Here is a 21,582-nt window from a genome sequence, read left to right on the forward strand (position 1 = left end):
TGTGGGGAGCCCGGTAAGGACTCCCCACGCACATACAGGAATTTGAATCAACCGGTGTTGCGGAGACCGGCGGCGATCCCGTTCACCGTGATCAAGAGGGCACGCTTGAGTTGCGGATCGGCGTCCGCATCGGTCGATCCTTCGGCACGGTAGCGACTCAACAGGGATATCTGCAGGTAGTGCAATGGAGCGAGATAGCGATCGCGCACTTCCAGCGTACGCGCCAATTGCGCCTGTGAATCGAGGAGACGATCGCCTCCGGTGATCTCCAGGACCTCGTTAACCGTCTTGGCATGTTCGCGCTTGATGACCTCGAAGATTCCGTGCAGTTCGCGCGGAACCAGTTCGTCGACGTAATCGGCGGCGATGTCCAGGTCGGTTTTGGCCAAGGTCATCTCCACGTTGGAGATGAAGTTGGAGAAGAAGTGCCATTTGCCGTACATTTCCCGCAGTTCGTCGCCCAGACCCGCCTTGCGGGCGGCTTCCAGTCCGGATCCGACGCCGTACCAACCGGGGACGATCTGGCGTGACTGCGTCCAACCGAATACCCATGGAATCGCCCGCAGGCCCTCCAACCCCGCTTCGGTGTTGGGGCGCTTGGAGGGACGTGATCCGATGTTGAGCGCGCCAAGCAGTTCGGTGGGGCTGACCGCCCAGAAGTAGTCCGACAACCCGTCGATGGCGGTCAGTTTCCGGTAGGCGTTCTTGGCGTCGGCGGAGATGGAGTCCATGTGCCCGAACCAGCGTTGCAGGACGTCCTGTTGATGCCGCGGTTCGGTGTGCAGGAGGGTCGCCTTCAGCGAGGCGGCCACGGTCAGTTCCAGGTTCTCACGAGCCAAGGCGGGGAGGGTGTACTTATCGGACAGTACCTCGCCCTGTTCGGTGATCTTGATTTCGCCGTCCAGGGTTCCGGACGGCTGTGCCAGGATCGCGGCGTGGGTCGGTCCCCCGCCACGTCCCACCGTTCCTCCACGTCCGTGGAAGAGACGCAGGTGAACCCCGTGCTTGGCGGCCACGTCCCGCAGCCGCCGCTGCGCGACTTGAATGGACCACTGGCTGGCGGTGATTCCCGATTCCTTATTGGAGTCGGAATATCCGAGCATGACCTCTTGGACGTTGCCGCGATTGGTCACGATCTCTCGATAAGCCGGTAGACTCAGCAACTCGTCGATGAGAGTGTCGGCCGCGGCGAGTTCCTCCACTCCTTCAAGCAGGGGAACGAAGCCGATGTCGGCTCGCCCGCGGGCCACGTCGATCAATCCGGCTTCGCGCGCCAGAATGACCGGGGCCAGAATATCGGCGGCCGTGTGTGTCATCGACACGATATAGGATTCGATGACCTGAGGGCCGAACCGCTTCTGTGCACCGGCGATCGCGTTGAAGACGTTGTAGGTCTTGCGGTTGCGGTCGCTGAGCTCCACGTTTTTGGGGGCCAAGGGCCGGTGGCCCGAAAGTTCCTTCACCAGCAGGGCGTTGCGTTCGGCCTCGGACAGTTCCAGGTAGGGGCGGTCGAGTTCTCCCGAGGTGTCGTACAGTTCGGCGAGCGCCATGTGGTGCGCTTGGGAGTGTTCCCGTACGTCCATGGTGGCTAGTTGGAGCCCGAATGCCTCGACGACCCGGATGGTGCGATCGACGGCGCCTTTTGCCGCGAGTTGACCACGTTGCCGGGCCAGGGAGTCGCGGATGATGCGGAGGTCGGCGACCAGTTCGGAGGCGTCCGTGTAGTCCCATCCGCTTCGGTGGGTGAGTCCTTCGGCGTGCCTGGTGCGGGTGTTTTCCAGTTTCGCTTCGACGGCGCGCAGTTTCAGGCGGTACGGTTCTTCGGCGTGGACTCGGCGGTAGCGTTTGGGCACGTCGATGACGTCCAGGTCCGCTTCCACCGATTCTACGAGGTTCCGGGCCGCCGGGCGGACGGCATCGGAAACGGATATCTCGCGTACCAGTTCGGCCACGGCTCCTTCGGCGGCGGCGATTCCGTGTTCATGCTGGATGATGAGAACCTGTTCGGTGACTTCGGGGGTGACGAAGGGATTGCCGTCCCGGTCGCCGCCGATCCAGGTTCCGAAGGAGAGCAGGGCGGAGTCGGGTCGCGGGTGCGCGCCGATCGACTTCAGGGTGGTCGACAGGTCCGACAGGACTCGACCGGCCGCATCGCGGTACAGGTCGGTCAGGTAGTAGACGGCGTTGCGTGCCTCGTCGGTGGGTTCGGGACGCTCGACGCGCAGTTCGTCGGTTTGCCACAGCATGTCGATGACCTCGGCGAGGCGTCCGTCCACTTCGTCGGAGTCGGCGGAGCCGATGACGGCGCGTTCGGCCGTCTCGGCGTCGAGCAGATCGGCGATGGCACGCATTTTGGTGAGGATCGAGCGGCGCGACGCTTCGGTGGGGTGGGCGGTGAAGACGGGGCGTACTTCCAGGCGGTCGGCTGCCGCGGCGATTTGTTTGGCATCGAGTCCGGCGCTTTCGATGTCGTCTCGCGCCTGTGCGAGCCAGCCGCCGGATTCCTGCCGTTGGCGTCGCATGTCGCGTGCGCGGTGCACCTGCTCGGTGATGTTGGCGAGGTGAAAGTACATGGAGAAGGCCCGGGCCAGATCGACTTCCTCCGCCGAGTCCAGGCGGGCCAGGCGGGCTTGTACGGCGTCGGGGTCGGCGCGTACGAGGGAGCGGACGTCCTCCACCAGTTCCAGCAGCTGGGGTCCTTCTTGCCGTACCAGGGTCTGTCCCAGGAGATTACCCAGTCGCCGAATATCGGCCCTCATCTGCTTGTCGTCGATCGCCGCTTGACTGTCGTAAAAATCCATAGCTCTCTCCGGTAGGGAATGTGGGCTATACGTGATCTCCCCGGCTGGAAAATCGCTACGCTCCACCGGGGTTGCTCGCCGACGACGTTGTGGGCAGAGTATCTGATTCCGAAGCCACTGTAACCCATGTGAGTAGCCGACTCCAGCCGAACCCGAAGTCGTCATGCGAATCCGGAGCTCATTGGGGTTGATGGGGACGGCGACGGTCGGTAACGGTGGCCTATTCTGTTAGCAGAACGGCGATATGTCGACCGCTTGGAAAGGACCGAAATGTCAGATTGGCCCGCAGACGCCGATGCCTATGTCCCCAGCTACACCCCGAATGCGGTCGAATTGGCCGACGTTGAGTTGATTCTGACGGGTGCCTATCGACCTCTGGACGGTTTCATGTCCGTTGCGGAGGCGCGTTCGGTCTTGGACAACGGGACGTTGTTGGACGGTCGGTCCTGGCCGGTTCCCGTCACCCTGGATGTTCCCTCGCGTATCGCCGACGAATTGGAGGAGCAACCGGAGTCGGCACGGTTTGTGGAGTTGACCGACCCGGAGGGCGCTCCGGTGGCGACGCTGCACGTCACCGACGCCGACGGCTTGGGAACCGAAAAGGTGCGGTTGGGTGGACGACTCCGACGTAGCGGGGACGGTTCGCACGGCGTGTTCACCGCTTACCGCAACACCCCCGAACAGGCTAAGGAGACCTATTCGTCCTCGCGTGTCTTGGCCGCGATCGTTGATAAGCCTCTGCATCGGCCCGACCTCGCTCAATTGGCTCGGGCCACGCGACAGCTGGGAGCTCATCTTCTGTTGATCGTGCCGACCGCGAGTGATATGGCCGGTAGCCCGGAACTGCCGCTGTCCACCGCCACGGTCATGCGCACGGTGTTGGCGGCTCAGGATCGCTTGCCGTCGGCCACGATCATGGCATTGCCGTTGGCTCGACGTGCCAACCCCGTGCGTGACGGGTTGTTGGCCGCCCGCGTGGCGCGCGCGTACGGGGCGACGCACATTATGAGTCGCCCTGATTCCATTGGCGGCGGGGCGGGGGTCCGTTCGATGTTGCCCCGTGAGATCGCCTACGACTCGCGTGACGGGCAGTGGAGGTCGATCGAGGACATCGAGCCGCCCTTCCGCAAGCCGGGGTTGAGCGACGTGGAGGTCGCCGACATGCTGGCGCGCGGATTTGAGCTACCCGAATGGTTTACTCCTCCGGCCGTGGCCGAGGAGCTACGACGTGCGTGTCCGCCCCGACCGGAACGCGGTCTGGTCGTCATGTTCACCGGCCTGTCCGGTTCCGGGAAGTCCACGATCTCCCGTGGGGTGTACGAATCACTCCTGGAGGACGGCAATCGGACGGTGACACTGTTGGACGGAGACGTCGTACGACGCCATCTGTCCGCTGGACTGGGTTTTTCCAAAGCGGACCGTTCCATGAACATTCGGCGTATTGGATTCGTCGCGGCTGAGATCGGGCGCCACGGCGGTATCGCCTTGGCGGCACCGATCGCTCCGTACGATGCCGACCGCTTGGCCGCTCAGGCCATGGCCAAGCAAGCGGGCGCGGACTTTCTTCTCATACACGTCAACACGCCTCTGGAGGTCTGCGAAGAACGCGACCGCAAGGGGCTGTATGCCAAGGCCCGCGCCGGGCAGTTGAAGGAATTCACCGGGATCTCAGACCCGTACGAGGAGCCCGCCGCGGCCGACCTCCACATCGACACCAGTGATATTACCGTCGGTGAGGCTACCGAACAGGTGTTGGAGTTGATGACCGACGGCGGCTGGCTCGAATCGAGCGGATTCAAACTGGACTGAGCGGCTCGATCGCACGGGACCGTCTTAGGCGAAAAGACGGTCCCCAAAAACCATCAGTATCAGTGCCACCGGGATCAGGTACAGCAGAGCCAGCCCGACCCAGTGGAACTTCAATACGTCGTCGACCGCCGCACGCCAGTTCCGCCCCACGGGCAACGCACCCGACCTCAGGCTGTAGACGGTGGCGAACCAGAAGGTCGGAATCGTCGCCGCCCATACCACCATGCAATAAGGGCACAGCACTTCGATCACGAAGATCGACTGCACCGTCAACCAGCCGATGAAGACCATCCCGCCCAGGGTGCCGAGGTTGAACAGCAGGGTGACGAAACGTGGCAGACGCACGCGGGAGGCGAACAGAACGCCGGTGAAAATCACGAAAGGAAAGGCCATCAGGCCGATCAGGGGGTTGGGGAAGCCGAAAAGCGACGCCTGCGGGGTGGCCATGACCGAGCCACAGGACAGTACCGGGTTGATGTCGCAACTGATGGAGTGGTCGGGATCGTCCAGTACGAGGAATTTCTCGTAGGCAAGGCTGAAGGCACCCAGAAGGCCGACGATTCCGGCCAGGAAAAGCACCCAACCGGTCGTGCGTTGCCCCTTCACCGAGATGGGTCCGGGTGCCGATCCGGCGGTCAGTCCGTCGTCGGTCGGGGTCGACGGGTCGTGTGAATCTCGCATGGCAGGCTGACTAACTACTCCAAGTGTTGAATCCATACTCTAGGAACGATGAGGCGCTCACGCGGTTACGGCAGGCACCACGTCCCCTGTTTCAAGCGATCCTACTCCGCTGTGCCGAACCGTCGTCGACCTCAGGCCCGAATACCGTTGCCGCCGTCGACCACGAGCGTCTGACCCGTGACGTACGAGGCCGATGGACTGCAGAAGAAGGCCACGGCGGCAGCCACCTCCTCGGGCGTGCCGGGGCGTCCGAGGGGAGAGTCCACTCCGCGCTGCAGCTCGGGCACCGTCGACGAACCGGTGTGGATCAAACCGGGCGCGACGGCGTTCACCGTCACCCCGTCGGCGACGACCTCGGTGGCAAGCGCACGCGTCAATCCCGCCACGCCGGCCTTGGCCGAGGCGTAGGCCGCTTCGGCGGGCATGACACTGGAGACTCCGGCGGTGGCGGAGACGTTGACGATGCGTCCCCATCCGGATTCCGCCATACTCTGTACGAAATACCGGCTGACCAGGAATGTACTGTGCAGGTTCCGGGTGATCTCGGCTTCCCAGTCGTCGAACCCCAACTGTGCCACCGGTTTGGTGACGGCCGGTGCGGTTTTGGACGTCATTCCGGCGTTGTTGACCACGATGTCGACCTCGCCGAGCCCTTCGGTAACCGCGTCGCCGAGCCCGGCCACTTCGGCTTCGTCGGTCAGATCGGCCACGAAACCGACCGCGTCGAGTTCATTGGCACGTTCATGGATGCGTTTGGTGGTGGAGACGAGAGCCAACCGAGCCCCGGCCAGGCGCAGACGGGTGGCGATGGCCATTCCGATTCCGTCGTCGGCACCCGCCCCGGTCACCAGGGCCGTTTTGCCGATCAGCGAGTCCAGGTCACGGAGCCGTGCGGTGGGTTCTTCATCGGGACCGTGCTCATTGTCGGCGGCGTTCGATACGCCCGCGCCGGCGACGGGGAGGGTGATGACGTCATTGTGCGACTGTGACCGTGGACTGTTCATGCGCTCAGTGTCCCACAACGGCCCACTAATCAAAACCACCGAGGAGGTGAACCCGGGTTTCGCCGGGTTACTCCCGTTGACCGGGTGAGGTGCGGGCCCCACTGGTCAGTCGGCTATTCTGAACGGTCAGGAGGAACCAGATGAATTGTGATTTTGGTAATGTCGTGGTCGATGTGGCGCGACGAGCCATCGAAACCGGCTTCACCGCACAACCTCCCCGACCTGCCGAGCTCATCGCGACACGCGTGCCTGACTCGACCCGCCGGCGCTTCGACGAACCCGGCGCGGTATTCGTCACAATCTCCGATTCCGAAGGGCGTCTACGCGGCTGCATCGGGTCGCTGCGTGCGCGGCGGCGGCTGGGCGACGACATTGTCCACAACGCCCGGAGGGCCGCTGAAGATCCGCGTCTTCCAGCGGTAACACCGGAGGAATTCGACCGGCTCGTGGTGAGTGTGGCGGTGCTGTCGACTCCGACCGTTCTGGACGTGTCGACCTTCGCGGCACTCCTGCGACACCTGTCTCCGGGAGTGGACGGGCTGACTCTGCTCGACACCACCGGAAAACGGGCCACGTTTCTACCGTCGGTGTGGAAGACCCTGCCGAATCGAACGGCGTTCGTCCGAGCTCTCCTGCGTAAAGGCGGGTGGGACGTCACCGCACCCGAGGCGGAACTGGAGTCTTATCCCTGGCCAGAGGGCATGACAGCGGAACGCTACACGACGACGTCCTTTGCCGAAAGCCGTCGGCAGTGAGGTAAGGCCACCACTGCCTTGTGCGACTCGGTGTTCACAGAGGCCCGAGTTAGGATTGATCGTATGTCAGATACCGCCGATGTTATTGCTGCTATTCGCGCCGAACTTGCGAAAGTGAACGACCCTGAAATCCACCGTCCGATTACCGAACTGGGGATGGTGGAATCCATCGACGTCGCCGGTTCGCACGCGACAGTGAAAATACTGCTGACTGTTCAAGGGTGCCCGATGCGCGACACCTTGACCAGAGATGTGAGGGAAGCAGCCCTGCGTGTAAGCGGTATTGACGATGCGACGGTCGATTTCGGAGTCATGACCGACGAACAGCGCCGCGATCTCCAGACCTCCCTACGCGGTTCGGCCGGACCAGAACCGGTCATCCCGTTCAATCTTCCCACCAACCGCACCAAGGTCTTCGCCGTCGCCTCCGGAAAAGGAGGTGTCGGTAAGTCCTCCGTCACGGTCAACCTGGCCGCCGCCCTGCAACAGAAGGGCCTGTCGGTCGGCGTCGCCGACGCCGACATCTACGGACACTCCATTCCCCGCATGATGGGAGCGGACACGCCTCCCACTCAGGTGGAAGACATGATCATGCCTCCTACCGCGCACGGTATGAAGGTCATTTCCATCGGCATGTTCACTCCGGGGAACACCGCCGTCGTCTGGCGCGGCCCCATGTTGCACCGTGCTCTGCAGCAGTTCCTCGCGGACGTGTACTGGGGCGAACTGGACGTCCTGCTGCTGGATCTACCTCCGGGGACCGGGGACATCGCGATTTCGGTGGCGCAACTGCTGCCGAACGCCGAACTCGTATTGGTCACCACACCGCAACAGGCGGCCGCGGAGGTGGCCGAACGCGCCGGAGCCATCGTGTCTCAGACGCACCAAAAGATCGCCGGGGTCATCGAGAACATGTCGTGGATGCGCCTGCCCGGCGGTGACGTGATGGAACCGTTCGGCAAGGGCGGTGCACAGCAGGTGTCGAAGGCGTTGACGCGGGACATCGGGGCCGAGGTACCGGTCCTCGGGCAGGTCCCGCTCGACACCGGAATCCGAGAGGCCGGGGACGCGGGCACACCGTTCATCCTGGACCACCCGACCGCCGAAGCGACCGAGGCACTGACGTCGATCGCCGACCAACTGGCCACCAAGAAGGTCTCCTTGGCCGGAAAGCAGTTGGGGCTCTCCCCAACCGGGTAAAACACTCAATCACACGCGTGTGGGGGGTCGTCGTTCATCGACGACCCCCCAAACTTGTCATGTCACTCCCGTTCGGTCGTCACAGCAGTGCCGTAGGCACATACCTCGGTTCCGATTCCACGTGCGTCGGTGACGTCGAACCGCATCATGACCACGGCGTTCGCTCCCAATTCGCGGGCCTTCGCGGTCATCCGTTCCACCGCCTGTTCTCGGGACGCCACCAGGGCCTTGGTCAAGCCTCGCAGTTCTCCTCCGAAGATCGACTTGACTCCGGCACCGATGTCCGAGCCGATGTTGCGCGCTCGTACGGTCACCCCGAAGACTTCGCCCTTGAGGTCGGTCACACGGTATCCGGGCACCGATTCGGTCGTGGACACCAGTACGTCGTCCGCCGGCATCGCGCCGCCTTCTTCGTCTATCAAAACCATGTCCGTCAGTCTAGGGCAATGTCCCCTAGCTAATGACAATTGTCGATAACATTCCGATAACGTTCCGAACGGGAAAACGACCGGATGCCTACTGTCCAGTATGGAGCATCTCGTTGAGCTCGCCCCAGGACCCGGTGCGTGGGTGCACCTCCAGACGTCCGGTCTGAGAGTTGGTCCAGAACTGCAGGTTGTCCTTTCCGGACAGTGCAGCGGCCTTGACCACTTCACCATCGGGCAGGGCCACCTTCGACCCGGCGGTGACATAGCAGCCCGCCGCTACGACGCAGTTGTTCCCCAAGGAAATGCCGATCCCCGCGTTGGCACCCAGCAGGCAGCGTTCTCCGATGGAGATGACTTCCTTACCGCCGCCCGACAGCGTCCCCATGATCGAGGCACCGCCACCGATGTCGGAACCGTCACCGACGAGAACACCGGCCGAAATACGACCTTCCACCATGGAGGAACCCAGAGTTCCGGCATTGAAGTTGACGAACCCCTCGTGCATCACCGTCGTTCCCGAAGCCAGGTGCGCGCCAAGACGAACACGTGAGGCGTCGGCGATCCGTACTCCGCTGGGAGTCACGTAATCGGCCATGGCGGGGAACTTGTCGATCGACTTGATCGACAAGTTCCGCCCTTGGCCACGCAGTTGGAGACGCGCCGGTGCCAGGTTTTCGGGCTGCACCGGACCGTGGTCGGTCCACACATTGTTCGGTAGATGTCCGAACAGGCCGGTCATATTGATCGAGTGCGGGATGACGAAGCGGTGACTCAACAACTGCAGCCGCAGGTACACGTCTCCGGTGTTGACCGGTTCGTCGGCCAGCGAAGGAATCGTCACGACGACACCGCGTGACGTCGTTCCCGTCGCGTTCTCCACCTCGATTTCGGGCGCGGCAAGATCGCCGGGCTGTTCCCCCACTCCCAAGCGCTCAAACCATACGTCCAATACCGTGCCGTCAGCTGCTATCGTCGCCACCCCGGCACCCCAGGCGGCCTCTGTTCTGTATTCACTCACAATACGAGCCTAACCACTGGTACACCCGCCACCGCTGGAGTGGCGGAAACAGTGAGGCGATCCTCGAGGACGCGCCGGTACCCGCGTCGTCGCCGACTCCTCCATCGTGGCGCTAAGGTGGGTGCGACTTAGAATGAGTCCGACACGGGCGGACCTCCGTCCGAACCGTGCCGACGACATCCGAACAATGGCACTCCCGCACTGACTGAGGTTGTAACCGTGGATCGATTCTCCGAACAGACTCTGGCCGACCCCGTGGAACTGACACGCGCGCTCTGCGACGTGGAGTCCGTCTCCGGTGACGAAGAACGCTTGTGCGACATGGTGGAAAACACGCTCGCCACCCGCTCTCATCTGACGGTCAAACGGCACGGCAATACCCTTGTCGCCCACACCGATATCGGCTCCGACCAGCGTGTCATGCTGGCCGGACACCTCGACACGGTTCCGGTCAACCAGAACTTCCCCACCACCACCGAAGGCGACGTCATGCGCGGGTTGGGAACCTCGGACATGAAATCCGGTACCGCACTGGCGCTGTGGATCGCCACTCAGGTCGAGCGACCGGCCTTCGATCTGAGTTTCGCCTTCTATGAATGTGAGGAGATCGATTCCGCATACAACGGCCTCAACATACTCGCCCGCGAACACCCCGAATGGCTCCAGGCCGACTTCGCATTGCTGCTCGAACCCACCTACGGCCTCGTAGAAGCCGGCTGCCAAGGAACGATGCGGGCTCTGATCAAGACCGAGGGGAAACGGGCGCATTCAGCGCGGTCGTGGCTAGGTGACAATGCCCTGCACAAGCTCGCCGACGTCCTCAATCGACTCGAGGAATACGAGGCCCGGAACGTTGAGGTCAACGGCCTGACCTACCACGAGGGACTGAACGCCGTCGCCATTGGCGGTGGAGTGGCGGGCAATGTGATTCCCGATGCCGGATGGGTCGAGGTGAATTACCGCTTCGCACCCGACCGGGACGAAGCGGCCGCGGAACAACACGTTCGCGACGTGTTCGCCGGATTCGAAGTGGAGCTGACGGATTCCTCTCCCTCCTGTCCGCCCGGATTGGACCGACCCGTGGCGGCTGAATTTCTCCAGGCGGCAGGCGGAAAAGCGCAGGCCAAGCTAGGCTGGACCGACGTGGCACGCTTTGCCACCCTGGGAATTCCGGCCGTGAACTTCGGTCCCGGGGACCCGAACCTCGCCCACACCCGTGAGGAAGAGGTGGAGATACCCCGGATCGAACACTGTGCCACCGTTCTCAAGTCGTACGTCGCCAAGGAAGGAACCGCCGGACGATGAATCGTCGCATCACCGCCGATGAACACCTACTGGACTCACGCCGCCAGGAAGAGTGGAAACAAAAGGCCTCCTGGCGCGTCCTCAAAATCCAGGCGGAGTTCGTAGAGGGATTCGATACCCTGCAGGAAGCCAATATCGGCGACGCCATCGGCGTCTACGGTTCGGCCCGCACCTCAGAGGATTCCGAGGAGTACAAACAGGGGATCGAGCTGGGCCGCAAACTCGTCGAAGCCGGATTCGGCGTCCTGACCGGCGGCGGCCCGGGCACTATGGAAGCGGCCAACCGTGGGGCCTACGACTCCGGCGGCACCTCGGTCGGACTCGGTATCGAACTTCCCTTCGAGCAGGGAATCAACGACTACGTCACCGTGGGACTGAACTTCCATTACTTCTTTGCCCGTAAAGTCATGTTCTTGAAGTATTCACAGGGGTTCTGTGCCCTACCGGGCGGATTCGGAACCATGGACGAGCTGTTCGAATCGCTCACCTTGGTACAGACCGAAAAGGTGGGATTCTTCCCCATCGCCCTGATCGGCTCCGACTACTGGGGCGGGCTGGTCGACTGGTTGCGCCACACCATGTGCGCCGACGGAAAGATCGACGACAAGGACGTCGACCTGCTGCTGGTGACCGACGACCTGGATGAGGCCGTAGAACACATGAACGCCAGCCGCTACCGGCGTTAAGACACTAGAGGCTTCGCTGCGGGGCCTTGGGCGGCAGGTCGCCCTTGACGGCGGCCACCATGTCCAAGACCTCGCGCGTGGCCGCGACATCGTGAGCCCGAAATACGCGCGCTCCGTGCCAGGCTGAAACCGCCGTAGCCGCCAAGGTCCCGTTCAAGCGGCGATCGGTCGGCAGATTCAGAGTCTCGCCCACAAAATCCTTGCGCGACAACGCCACCAAAACCGGCCAGCCCGTATCGCACAGCTCGTCGAGTTCCCGCGTCAACCGCAGGGAATGGTACGTGGTCTTACCGAAGTCGTGAGTGGGGTCGATGACGATGCCGTCGGAACGGACCCCGGCGTCCACCGCCTCTCGCGCACGCCGCGTCAGTTCCCCCTTGACCTCGGCGACCACATCGCCGTATTCGGCTTTAACCGCTACCGTCCGAGGCTCCAGACCACCTGTGTGACTGATCACCAGTCCGGTTCCGGTGTCAATGGCCACCTTGGTCAGGGCCGGATCCCACCCGGCCCAGGTGTCGTTAATGAGTTCGGCCCCGGCACGGACCGCTGCGGCGGCGACCTCACCGCGCCAGGTGTCGACCGAGAGAACCAGTTCGGGGAAGCGCCGACTGATCTCGTCGATGAACGGTACGACGCGATCGATTTCCTCCTGCACCGACACCTCGGGGCCTTCGCCCGCTTTGACTCCTCCGACGTCCAGCAATTCCGCCCCGTCGCGTACGGCCTGTTCAGCGGCGTGCAAGGCCGCATCGTAGGCGAAGGTCACGCCGGAATCGTAGAAGGAATCGGGCGTGCGATTGAGGATGGCCATGAGGGCGTATTGTCCGTCGCTAAACGTCCGACGGCCGAGTTTCAGGTCGGTCATGCTCTCTATCCTGACAGCCGAGACTGTTATCCACTAGTTCAAGGAGAGCATTGTGGCCGTATTCGATGACGAACACTCGGCGGACCTGGCGGAGTTCATTCACCGGTCTCCATCGCCGTACCACGCCTGTGAGAACTCCGCAGCCCGCCTGCGTGCCGCCGGATTCCGGGAATTGGCCGAGACGGATCCGTGGCCGCGCGACACGGGTGGCTTCTTTGTCGTCAAGGACGGCTCGATCATCGCCTGGCGAGTAGAGACGCGCGAACAGCTGGACAACGGTTTCCGCATCTTCGGCGCTCACACCGACTCCCCGATGTTGAAGGTCAAACCGCAGGCCGATGCCGGGACGGCGGGCTGGAAGCAGGTTGCCGTCGAAACCTATGGCGGCATCCCCTTCGACACCTGGCTCGATCAGGATCTCGGTATCGCGGGTCGCTTGGCTCTGCGCGACGGTTCCATCCGGCTGGTCCACGTGGACCGTCCGGTTCTGCGGGTCCCGCGTCTGGCCATCCACCTCGACCGCGAGGTCAATAAGTCCATGAGTTTGAACCCACAGCAGCACCTCACTCCCGTCTGGGGACTCGGCGGGGCCGAGCAGGGAGAGTTCCTGCGTTTCGTCGCCGAGGAAGCACAGGTGGACCCCGCCGACGTGCTGGGCTACGACCTGGTCCTGCCGGGCACTCAACGCCCCGAGTTCCTCGGCAAGGACGGTGAATTCCTCGCCGCTCCTCGTCTGGACAATCTGATGTCCACTCACGCGGGTCTCGAGGCTCTGCTGCGAGTCCGTGAATCCACGAAGGTTCCGGTTTTCGTCTCGTTCAACCACGAGGAATCCGGGTCCATGACCTCCTCGGGTGCCCAGTCGCCGTTCCTGGAACGCACCCTGCGGCGTATTCTGGCCGCCGACGAGGAAACGGTGGCACAGCGTTTCGCCGCCTCCACGGTCATGTCGTCGGACACCGGTCAGGCCGTCCACCCCAACTACGTGGAACGCCACGAACCGGGACACCACCCCTTGCCCAACGGCGGACCGATGTTGAAGGTCAGCGCCAATGAACGCTACGCCACCGGTGCCGAGGAGCAAGCGCTGTTCACCCGTTCCTGTGAGCGGGCTGAGATCCCGTGGCAGTTCTACGTCAACCGCAATGACATTCCCGGCGGAACGACGATCGGTCCGTTGAGTGCCACCCAACTGTCGATGTTGACCGTTGACGTCGGCCCCGGCATTCTGTCCATGCATTCGTCCCGCGAACTGTGCGGAACCAAGGACGTTCACTACCTCGCCGACCTGGCACTCGGATACTTCCAGGTGTAATCCGCACCGCCGCCACGGCCCGTGACGTGTATGGGCTGTGGTGTCGGTTTTCTCCGGCGGCCGACTCGGTACAGTATGACTGCGACTACCTAAACTTCGCCACGAAGGAGCGGTCATGGCTTGGCGCAAGAAAATTCAGCATGCGGCAGCGCTCTTGAGTCGTGCCGAGGCCGCCGCCGATCAGGTTTCCCATGACATCGACACCGCGGGCGAGCGCCACGACAAGTCGGGTTTGGAGCGACGCAGGGAGCAGTGCGCTGCGATTCGCACGGCGGCCGATCGAGTGTGTTCCGGTTGGCTGTCGGCGGAGGGCGGCGGGCAGACCGTTCCTCGGGAGAAGTCACCGGAATCGGGAGCGGTGTGTCTGGGCACGGCGGGTTCGGGGGATCTTTCGTATCCGGTTCTGGTGGACCTGTTGGGGTCGGGCCACCTCGCGGTAGACGCCGATGTGTCCGATCCACGGGTGTCGGGGCTGGTGCAGTCCCTCATTGTGCGCCTGACGGCCGCCTATCCGGCCATTGATTTCTCGCTGGTGGACGGGACCACGTTGGGGCAGGTGTTCACTCCCTTGGGGCCGTTGGTGGAGGCCGGAGTGGCCGATGCCGTGGTCAGTGACGCGCTTGGTTTCGGGACCGTGCTGAATGATCTGGAACGTCATATCGCCGAGGTGCGCGATGTGCTGGCGCGTGGTGAGTCCATTGAAGCACTGGGCTATCGGGTTCTCGTCGTCGCGGGCATGCCACCTCAGGTCAGTAAGACCATGCGCGATCGCTTGGCCGCCATCGTGCATGCCGGAGTCGCCTGCCGCACCCATGTGATCGTCTGCGGGTGGAGGGGCGGCCACCGGGCCGAGTCGATGCCGATTTTGGAGAACACGGCCCTGCTTCGGGTGGGCGACGAAGTGACCATGAACGACGTGGCCGATCCGATTCGCCTGGAACGGCCGTTGGAGCCGACGGTGGTGCGGTCGGTGGTCGCGGCTCGTGCCGCCGAGCTCCGCCAAGCCGCGACGCCTCGACTGAGCGACGTGGTCTCCGAGGAGCCGTGGGAGGAATCGAGCGCGGAGGGGTTGACCACCCCTGTCGGTCGTGACGTGGCTGGACCGGTGGCCCTGTCGTTTGACGACACCACTCCGCATTGGTGGATTGCCGGACGTACCGGAAGTGGGAAGACGGTGTTCTTGCTGGACGCCTTGCACGGCTTGGCGTCGCGGTATTCTCCCGGCGAATTGGAACTGTATCTGCTGGACTTCAAAGAGGGAGTGTCGTTTCATGAGTTCATTCCCTCGGATTCGGATCCGACGTGGATTCCTCAGGTGAAAGCCGTTGGGGTGGAGTCCGATCGCCAGTATGGACTGGCGGTGCTGGAACGTCTACGGCGGGAACTGTCGCGGCGGGCCGGAATGATGAAGCGAGCGGGGGCGACCAATATCGCCCGTCTGCGCCGCCTGCGGCCGGAGACGTCGATTCCTCGCATTGTGGCCGTCATCGACGAATTCCATGTGCTGTTGGCGGGTAACGACTCGGTGGCGCGAGAGGCGACGGCGCACCTCGAAGAGTTGGCCCGCAAGGGGCGCTCGTACGGGATTCACCTGGTGTTGGCCTCGCAGTCGGTCGCCGGGGTGGAGACTCTGTACGCCAAGAAGGATTCCATCTTCGGTCAGTTCCCCATGCGCATTGCTCTGCCTGGGGCCAAACAGGTTCTGGATCAGGACAACAATGCCGCCGACACGCTGACGGTCGGTCAGGCGGTGGTCAACGATTCCGCCGGAATTTCGGGGCGTAACCGGGTCGTGTCCTTCCCCGACGCCACCGCGGATGAAGAACATCTCGCTGAGCTCCGGCGTCGGTGGTGGCAGGCGCGGGACGACGACCGCGCCCCACTGGTGTTTCGCGGCTTCGACGAGCAGCATTTGGCCGACGACCCACGTTATCGGAACACCGAACCGGGTTCGCCTCCCCGGGCCTTGCTGGGACGCGCCGTGGACGTGGACCTGTCCACGGTTGGTTTCGAATTCGACTCTTCACCGGGACGCCACGTGGCAGTGGTGGGAACCCATTCCGTGGCGAGCGACGTCGTGGTTTCGGCGGCGCTGTCGGTGGCCCGGACGGCGCGGCCCGGCGAGATCGAATTTCACATCGCCTCGCACGCGGCCGGTTCCGACGCGGCGGTGGACGAACTGAAGGAGTCCCTCACCACCGCCGGTCACACGGTGGCGACCTTGGATATGGAGTCGGTATTGGACAACCCTTCTCGCCGCCCCAGATACGTTGTCTGGTTCGGCGCCGACGGAGCGGGCGGTTCGACCCTGCGACTACGCCGACTCCTGGAGGCGGGTCCCGCTGAGAACGTCCACCTACTGGGCTGGTGGAGAGGGGCTCGGAAGTTCCTCGAAGACCTGGGCGGCAGTGCCAAACGCGAACTCTGCGCGGGCCTGGTGCTGTTGAACGTTTCGGCGCAGGACGCCGACGCTTTGCTAGGAGAAACACGGAATTCCTGGGAGGCCCGCACGAACCGGTGCCTGGTCGTGGATCGTCACGCCGGGATTAAAACCCTCGCCGTCCCCTTTGTGAAGCCGGGGCGGCTGGACGAATTCGAGGAAGCCTGACCGTGTCGCCATACCGATGCCCCGACTTCCGCCACGATTGCGAGGACGGACGATGAGTTTTACCGACTATGCCGACGCGCTCCATCGCCTGCGTGAGGATGTGGAGCGTGGGGCCCAGGAACGAAAGGCCGACAGGGACGCCTCCACACGCCGAAAACGCGAGGTGGACTCTCTTCGGGATGGAATCGCCCGCGAACAGGACGCTCTTGTCGAAGCCTGTTCCCAACTGCGCCTCCAAGTCCCGCAGGAAGCGGTCGAACCTCCGGAAGGCGATACGGAACAACTGGTGCACGACGGTAGGGAGGCGGTGCGCGAGGCCGGTCGACTGCGCCTCGAGGCGATGCGGGCGGCCAAACTACCCTCGTTTCTCCCCCGAGCACACCATGTGATCCGCGAGATCGTCGTCTACGGGATCGCCATGCTCGGGTCCCTGCTGTTTCAACTCCTGGCACTGTCACAGGCGGGCAAGGACTCCGAGTCCGTGTGGTGGATCATCGCGCTGCCTCCGGTCGCGGCGGCGATGGTGGCCTGGGCGGTAATGAACGTCGTCAACCGCCCCCGACTCGCCCCGCGCGACGGTCGCGGGCGGCCGCTACAGCGACAAGTGACACGTAATCCACGTCTAGGTGGAGCGATGGCACTGGTTACCATCGCGTTCATGGTCTATATTGTTTATTTTGGGTAGGGCACGATGTCGTGGATGCTTATTGTCGTTTCCGTAGTGATCGCCGCCGCCATAGCGTGGTTCATCGTCCTGTGGGCGACGGAAGGGTCACCGCTGCGTGAGAAAACCGATGCCGAACCGGTCGGAATCGAACGAGCGCAGCCGGTAACCGAGGAGCGGTTGGCCGCGGTTCGTTTCGACACCCGATTGCGTGGCTACGACATGGCCCAGGTCGACGCTCTCATACGCCGGTTGGCGTGGGAGATCCATTGGCGCGACGAACGTCTACGGACCCGCGATGACGAGGTCGACGAGACCGGCTCACGCACCGACGTCGACTGACGGTCGACAACGGCCGTCTGCCCACCGCGTCAGGCGGAGCGGGCCGTCCGATCGAGCCGTTCGGACGGGTCCGACAACACCGGTCCGCCGACGAACACGCCCGCAACGACGCACGGGCGGTTCACCCGCCGAGGAAGAGAAATCGAGGAAAAAATGCCGTATTTGTTGCCCGTCAGCGACGATACCTACAAACAACACCTGGCGTTCGACGTGGAGTCATTTCCACGCGCGGACACGCCCGTGGGACAAGACATCGCTTTGGCCGGCTCTGACGGCGTTTACGCTTTGGGACGCGGCGCGACCGGAGCGGTGGAATTCACCCGCCGTATCGACCCGCCGGTCTGTCTACCGATTAAAGGAGAGGAGGGTCGCTGGCAGGAACTGTCGGACGAACAATGGCAACAGTTGACCGTCAACCTCGCCCCGGAAACCTCCCGACGCGATTGGATCGTCAACCTCTCGGTGCCCATCGAGGCAAGCGACCCCGCCGAAGCGGCACGTCGATTCTGGTCATACGTACAACAGTTGGGGCCCACCGAACTTCCCCTGTTCGTCGCCCCCTACGGTGAAGAGATCCAGGGAGAGGCCTATCTTCTCGGGCAACCGCACGAACAGGATCCCGAGGACGAATAAGAGCCAGGGCAACTCTCCGAAATGTGGTCACCTTTTATGGTGCCTGGTTTCCTATGGTGCATAGAGAAATTGTCGTGTCCTCTTTGCTGTTATTCCTAGTCGGGAAAGCCGTTGCCGCCCGTCTCCCAATTGGGATGATTAATGAGGCTCCAGGTGATTTCATCTAGGACTGTCGCGATGTCGTCATCGTTGGTGAGTTCGCGGGCCAATTCGCCGCTGACGTGGGTGACCTGGTGGGGAAATCCGGATATGAAATTGAAACGGCCTACTATCGGCCCTGCCTTGCCGTGTGGAGTGAGATGACCGGTGACATCTTTGACCCATACGTCCCATTGGTAGTGATTGGCGTGGGTGACGATGGTGCCTATTCGTTGTGGTTCGGTGGTCATGTGTGCCTTACGATGTCAGGGAATGTGTCGTGAGGGGGTGGAACGGGAAGACGGGCTACGCCGTCTCCCCGTTGCATGGCGGTCGGGTTCGGCGGTGCAGTAATTGCCGTGATCGCGTCGCCGGCGATGGTGTGCGCGCTCAGGCCCGTGTTCGACCTTCACCATCACAAGCAATGACCTTCGTCGCACCACAGACACCGTTCCTATGTGTCGGTGCAGTAGCCGATCAACGTCATGATTTGGCCACGCATCGAAAGCTGAATCGATGCGGGTAGAACGGTCCACTCTCCGACGAGAGTGAGTTCAATATTGTTCCCGACGGTCAGGCGATACCTGCCGATCTCACGGCGCGACGGGACGTCACCGTCATGAACGGTGTACAGCAACTGCCCGGTGCGAGAACAGTCGTTATGCACGACGGGTACATCGAACATTCCGTTGACGGTGACCTTTCCGATCATCGACGAGTCGATATGTTCCCCAATGGAATCGATCATTGGCCCGCCTCGCTGTCCCCGTCACTGCCGAACGCTCGCAGCATCCCCGGATATACCGCTGCGCTCACCATCGTGAGGATGTCGGAACGCACGACAGGACTGCGAAGGCGGTGCCCGAGTTGGTTGTCGTAGACGGTCTTAACCGCCATCCACGGTTTCCGGTCGGGTCGGAATGAGACCAGCACCGTCGATTGGTGGGCGTAGGTGAGATACACCAGCCTATCTGCGTCAACGCTGCGGTAGACGTCGAAGATCTCGCCCCGGCATGAGAACGTGTCGCTGTATTCGGCGTTATCGGGGACCGGTGGAAACGGTGTCACGATCGGAATCGTTGGTGTCAGTGGGCTGTCGGCCTGCTCCGATCGCGGCGTCCGGTAGTGGACAACGAGGTCGCCGGCAAACCGCGCGGGTACCTCATGGCCATGCACGGCAACAGCAATAAGCGACCGAATCGAGGTGGTGGCATTTCTCCACGTCGCGGTCGCGGTGGGAATCAGCTGGTTTCGGTAGGCCGTGTCGATCCATTCGGGATCGTTCGGCCCTCGCGCTGACCAGGTGATTTCAGCAATGGCCTCTCGCCTCCCACCCGGTTCTACGGCGGTGATCCGCGCGCCGGTGGCGGTCGTTGTGGTGGCCGTCAGGGTGTGCGCTCCGAACGTGATCGATCCGAGTGACACTCCGACCGGCATCCACCGTTGCGGATCTGCTGTGTCAGCCACACGCTGACACAGTCCGTCGCTTACCAGTGGGAACGGGTCGAGGTCGATTGTCATGGGCCGTTTATCCATGATGCCCCTCCCCTCCTGCCTCATAGGTTGGGACGGCCAACGGGTGTTTATCCCACAACACTTCAAGGTCGCTGTCAGTGAGGATTCCTGAGTAGATCGCCTCCCGGCGTAGGGCGGACGGTGACTCCCACACCGCCAGTACGGCTTTCGTTCGCTCCGTGCAGCCAAGGCGTCCGAACCGTTCACCGCAGATACTGCATCGACGGGCACCCAAACGGGACCATGTGCGACGGCTCGTGTGAGCGACGAGAATACCGATCGACGGCAACCCGAATATGGGGTCATCGAGATTAAGGCAACGCATTCGCATCATGCCCCTTCCTTACCTGGAAGGTGATGCGGTCGAACTGGGCCAACCCAGCATCAAAAGATAGTATTGGTATTGCCACGCGAGGCTCCTTTCAGCTTGGATTTGCGTGGTAAAACAGTCCCCTGGTAGAGGTCCTAAGTCGCCCAGGGGACTGTCGTTCTATTCAGCGCACCTGTATCGTTTGTGCGCCTTCTAGTTGTTATAGAGCTTCCTGATATTAATCACCCAAGAGCACTATTAAGACTAGTTTGTCCTACAATCATATTTATGTCAATCATCACTGGACTGATATTAATCAGGAAATGCTATTGCAATCGGTTTCCCTCGGTGGGAGCATTCTCGTGGAAGGACCACTGGACAGGAAGCAGAGATCGTGGCCGAACCAAAACAACCAACTTGGCGTGCTCGCTGGCTTGGACAACGACTTCGTGAGCTACGGAAAAATAAGGGACTTACAGCAGGGGAGGTGTCTGAACGACTTGGTTGCGGCACAGCCACCGTGAATCGCTTTGAAAACGGGTCATACCCCATAAAGAGCGATGAAATGGTGACCCTTCTCGACATGTATTCCGTTGGCACCCCAGGCGAGCGCGCTAACCTGCTTACACTGGCGCAAGAAGTAGCTCAACGGGGTTGGGTTGAGATGCTGCTATCCGACCAAATATTCGCTGATTTTGTATGGGCTGAATCCCGAGCCGCTACTATTCAGGACTTTCAACTTGCCGTATTCCCAGGACTGATTCAAACCCCGGAGTACGCTGAGGCACTCATAAGTAGAGGCCCCGCTTCTCACGACGACCTAGAAGTTCGCAAACTACTTGATGTCCGGGTAGCGCGTGGCCAGATTTGGAACAGATCGAATCCCCCTCAAGCCCAGTTCCTACTTCATGAGGCAACCTTCTATCAACGTATCGCTGACGTATCACCTTCCGTTTACCACGACCAGTTTAAGAAGGTTCTAGAGCTGGCAGAGAAACAAAACATTCACATTCGCCTTCTACCACTGCAATCGTCGCAACACAACATCCTAGGAATCTCCTCAGGATTCACTATCCTGGAGATGGAGGACAGTTGGCCAACTCTGGCACATATGGAGACACCCGCCGGAGCGATGGTTGCGGAAGAACCTGAAGTCAACAACCTGGTACAAAAATTCCAATTCCTTTGGGCAAATGGAGCAATGGATGAGCAGCGTACACTAGAGGTCATCGACCAATGTATGAAAGAAGTTAGCATATGAGCAAATCCAATACACAGCCTACAAGCCACTGGAACCGAAGCGACTTCTGGAAGAGTTCCCGGAGCAATGGCAGTGGGAACGGAAACTGTGTCATGGTCGCTGTTGACGGCGAAGTAGCTGCGATCGCAGATTCAAAGCTCAAGACGAGTGACAGCTATGAACTTATCGAAGTTTCTACCGACGATTTGTCTGCGCTAGTCAAATACGTAAAACGTGGGCAATAAAGATCTTATGTGCCTCC

22 protein-coding genes are annotated in these 21,582 nt (G+C 62.0%); 12 read left to right on the forward strand and 10 right to left on the reverse strand.

The window, feature by feature from the left end; translation table 11 throughout:
- Positions 1 to 47 precede the first annotated feature (47 nt).
- Positions 48 to 2,801 carry a phosphoenolpyruvate carboxylase gene (gene ppc / locus HALAL_RS0100560; protein WP_025272123.1) on the reverse strand — a complete coding sequence of 918 codons (2,754 nt, stop codon included), beginning with the start codon at positions 2,799 to 2,801 and terminating at the stop codon, positions 48 to 50.
- A gap of 270 nt (positions 2,802 to 3,071) precedes the next feature.
- Between ppc and cysC the strand changes: the two genes are divergently transcribed.
- Positions 3,072 to 4,610: an adenylyl-sulfate kinase gene (gene cysC / locus HALAL_RS0100565; RefSeq protein ID WP_025272124.1), complete on the forward strand. Its 1,539-nt coding sequence runs from the start codon at positions 3,072 to 3,074 to the stop codon at positions 4,608 to 4,610.
- A gap of 24 nt (positions 4,611 to 4,634) precedes the next feature.
- On the opposite strand, the gene HALAL_RS0100570 is transcribed toward cysC, so the two are convergent.
- Together HALAL_RS0100570 and HALAL_RS0100575 are read right to left on the reverse strand one after the other, a co-directional pair.
- Positions 4,635 to 5,291, reverse strand: a complete 657-nt coding sequence (locus HALAL_RS0100570; RefSeq protein WP_084471781.1) for a vitamin K epoxide reductase family protein — start codon at positions 5,289 to 5,291, stop codon at positions 4,635 to 4,637.
- 131 nt (positions 5,292 to 5,422) lie between these two features.
- Positions 5,423 to 6,295: an SDR family NAD(P)-dependent oxidoreductase gene (locus tag HALAL_RS0100575; protein WP_025272126.1), complete on the reverse strand. Its 873-nt coding sequence runs from the start codon at positions 6,293 to 6,295 to the stop codon at positions 5,423 to 5,425.
- Between the two features lie 140 nt (positions 6,296 to 6,435).
- On the opposite strand from HALAL_RS0100575, the gene amrA reads away from it, so the two are divergent.
- Positions 6,436 to 7,050 (forward strand): AmmeMemoRadiSam system protein A, encoded by a 615-nt coding sequence (gene amrA / locus HALAL_RS16350; RefSeq protein WP_025272127.1) that lies wholly within the window; start codon positions 6,436 to 6,438, stop codon positions 7,048 to 7,050.
- Between the two features lie 63 nt (positions 7,051 to 7,113).
- The gene (locus HALAL_RS0100585; RefSeq protein WP_025272128.1) at positions 7,114 to 8,250 is read left to right on the forward strand and encodes an Mrp/NBP35 family ATP-binding protein; all 1,137 of its coding nucleotides are present in this window, start codon (positions 7,114 to 7,116) and stop codon (positions 8,248 to 8,250) included.
- 62 nt (positions 8,251 to 8,312) lie between these two features.
- Here HALAL_RS0100585 and HALAL_RS0100590 read toward each other — a convergent pair whose 3' ends face one another.
- Both HALAL_RS0100590 and HALAL_RS0100595 read right to left on the reverse strand, forming a co-directional pair.
- Positions 8,313 to 8,678 (reverse strand): YbjQ family protein, encoded by a 366-nt coding sequence (locus HALAL_RS0100590; RefSeq protein ID WP_025272129.1) that lies wholly within the window; start codon positions 8,676 to 8,678, stop codon positions 8,313 to 8,315.
- Positions 8,679 to 8,766: 88 nt separating this feature from the next.
- On the reverse strand, positions 8,767 to 9,696 hold the full coding sequence (locus HALAL_RS0100595; RefSeq protein WP_025272130.1) for a DapH/DapD/GlmU-related protein: 930 nt from the start codon (positions 9,694 to 9,696) through the stop codon (positions 8,767 to 8,769).
- Between the two features lie 219 nt (positions 9,697 to 9,915).
- On the opposite strand from HALAL_RS0100595, the gene dapE reads away from it, so the two are divergent.
- Together dapE and HALAL_RS0100605 are read left to right on the forward strand one after the other, a co-directional pair.
- Entirely contained in the window at positions 9,916 to 11,001 is a 1,086-nt protein-coding gene (gene dapE, locus HALAL_RS0100600) for a succinyl-diaminopimelate desuccinylase (RefSeq protein WP_029767137.1), read from the forward strand.
- Positions 10,998 to 11,687: an LOG family protein gene (locus tag HALAL_RS0100605; protein ID WP_084471782.1), complete on the forward strand. Its 690-nt coding sequence runs from the start codon at positions 10,998 to 11,000 to the stop codon at positions 11,685 to 11,687. The genes dapE and HALAL_RS0100605 overlap by 4 nt, the downstream gene beginning before the upstream one ends.
- A gap of 4 nt (positions 11,688 to 11,691) precedes the next feature.
- On the opposite strand, the gene folP is transcribed toward HALAL_RS0100605, so the two are convergent.
- Complete coding sequence (gene folP / locus HALAL_RS0100610) at positions 11,692 to 12,555, reverse strand: dihydropteroate synthase (protein WP_025272132.1); 864 nt, start codon at positions 12,553 to 12,555, stop codon at positions 11,692 to 11,694.
- A 52-nt stretch (positions 12,556 to 12,607) separates the two neighbouring features.
- On the opposite strand from folP, the gene HALAL_RS0100615 reads away from it, so the two are divergent.
- From HALAL_RS0100615 to HALAL_RS19005, 5 genes are all read left to right on the forward strand, one after another.
- Entirely contained in the window at positions 12,608 to 13,870 is a 1,263-nt protein-coding gene (locus HALAL_RS0100615) for a M18 family aminopeptidase (protein WP_025272133.1), read from the forward strand.
- Between the two features lie 115 nt (positions 13,871 to 13,985).
- Positions 13,986 to 16,478: an FtsK/SpoIIIE domain-containing protein gene (locus HALAL_RS0100620; protein ID WP_051462618.1), complete on the forward strand. Its 2,493-nt coding sequence runs from the start codon at positions 13,986 to 13,988 to the stop codon at positions 16,476 to 16,478.
- A gap of 52 nt (positions 16,479 to 16,530) precedes the next feature.
- Positions 16,531 to 17,163 (forward strand): hypothetical protein, encoded by a 633-nt coding sequence (locus HALAL_RS0100625; RefSeq protein WP_025272135.1) that lies wholly within the window; start codon positions 16,531 to 16,533, stop codon positions 17,161 to 17,163.
- A 15-nt stretch (positions 17,164 to 17,178) separates the two neighbouring features.
- The gene (locus HALAL_RS16355; protein ID WP_025272136.1) at positions 17,179 to 17,484 is read left to right on the forward strand and encodes a DivIVA domain-containing protein; all 306 of its coding nucleotides are present in this window, start codon (positions 17,179 to 17,181) and stop codon (positions 17,482 to 17,484) included.
- Between the two features lie 153 nt (positions 17,485 to 17,637).
- Entirely contained in the window at positions 17,638 to 18,117 is a 480-nt protein-coding gene (locus tag HALAL_RS19005) for a hypothetical protein (RefSeq protein ID WP_025272137.1), read from the forward strand.
- A 95-nt stretch (positions 18,118 to 18,212) separates the two neighbouring features.
- Here HALAL_RS19005 and HALAL_RS0100640 read toward each other — a convergent pair whose 3' ends face one another.
- The 4 genes from HALAL_RS0100640 to HALAL_RS18760 all read right to left on the reverse strand — a co-directional run bounded on the left by HALAL_RS0100640 (position 18,213) and on the right by HALAL_RS18760 (position 20,104).
- Positions 18,213 to 18,506, reverse strand: a complete 294-nt coding sequence (locus HALAL_RS0100640) for a hypothetical protein (RefSeq protein ID WP_025272138.1) — start codon at positions 18,504 to 18,506, stop codon at positions 18,213 to 18,215.
- 203 nt (positions 18,507 to 18,709) lie between these two features.
- Entirely contained in the window at positions 18,710 to 19,003 is a 294-nt protein-coding gene (locus HALAL_RS0100645) for a hypothetical protein (RefSeq protein ID WP_025272139.1), read from the reverse strand.
- Positions 19,000 to 19,722, reverse strand: coding sequence for a hypothetical protein (locus HALAL_RS0100650; protein WP_156937539.1), 723 nt, complete (start codon positions 19,720 to 19,722; stop codon positions 19,000 to 19,002). Before HALAL_RS0100650 ends, HALAL_RS0100645 begins: the two co-directional genes overlap by 4 nt.
- Positions 19,723 to 19,783: 61 nt before the next feature.
- Positions 19,784 to 20,104, reverse strand: coding sequence for a hypothetical protein (locus tag HALAL_RS18760; protein WP_025272141.1), 321 nt, complete (start codon positions 20,102 to 20,104; stop codon positions 19,784 to 19,786).
- A 370-nt stretch (positions 20,105 to 20,474) separates the two neighbouring features.
- On the opposite strand from HALAL_RS18760, the gene HALAL_RS16370 reads away from it, so the two are divergent.
- Complete coding sequence (locus HALAL_RS16370; RefSeq protein ID WP_025272142.1) at positions 20,475 to 21,341, forward strand: helix-turn-helix domain-containing protein; 867 nt, start codon at positions 20,475 to 20,477, stop codon at positions 21,339 to 21,341.
- Positions 21,338 to 21,565, forward strand: coding sequence for a DUF397 domain-containing protein (locus HALAL_RS19405; protein ID WP_084471785.1), 228 nt, complete (start codon positions 21,338 to 21,340; stop codon positions 21,563 to 21,565). Before HALAL_RS16370 ends, HALAL_RS19405 begins: the two co-directional genes overlap by 4 nt.
- The last annotated feature ends 17 nt before the right edge of the window (positions 21,566 to 21,582 follow it).

The sequence above is a fragment of the Haloglycomyces albus DSM 45210 genome, from assembly GCF_000527155.1.
In the GTDB taxonomy this organism is placed as follows: domain Bacteria; phylum Actinomycetota; class Actinomycetes; order Mycobacteriales; family Micromonosporaceae; genus Haloglycomyces; species Haloglycomyces albus.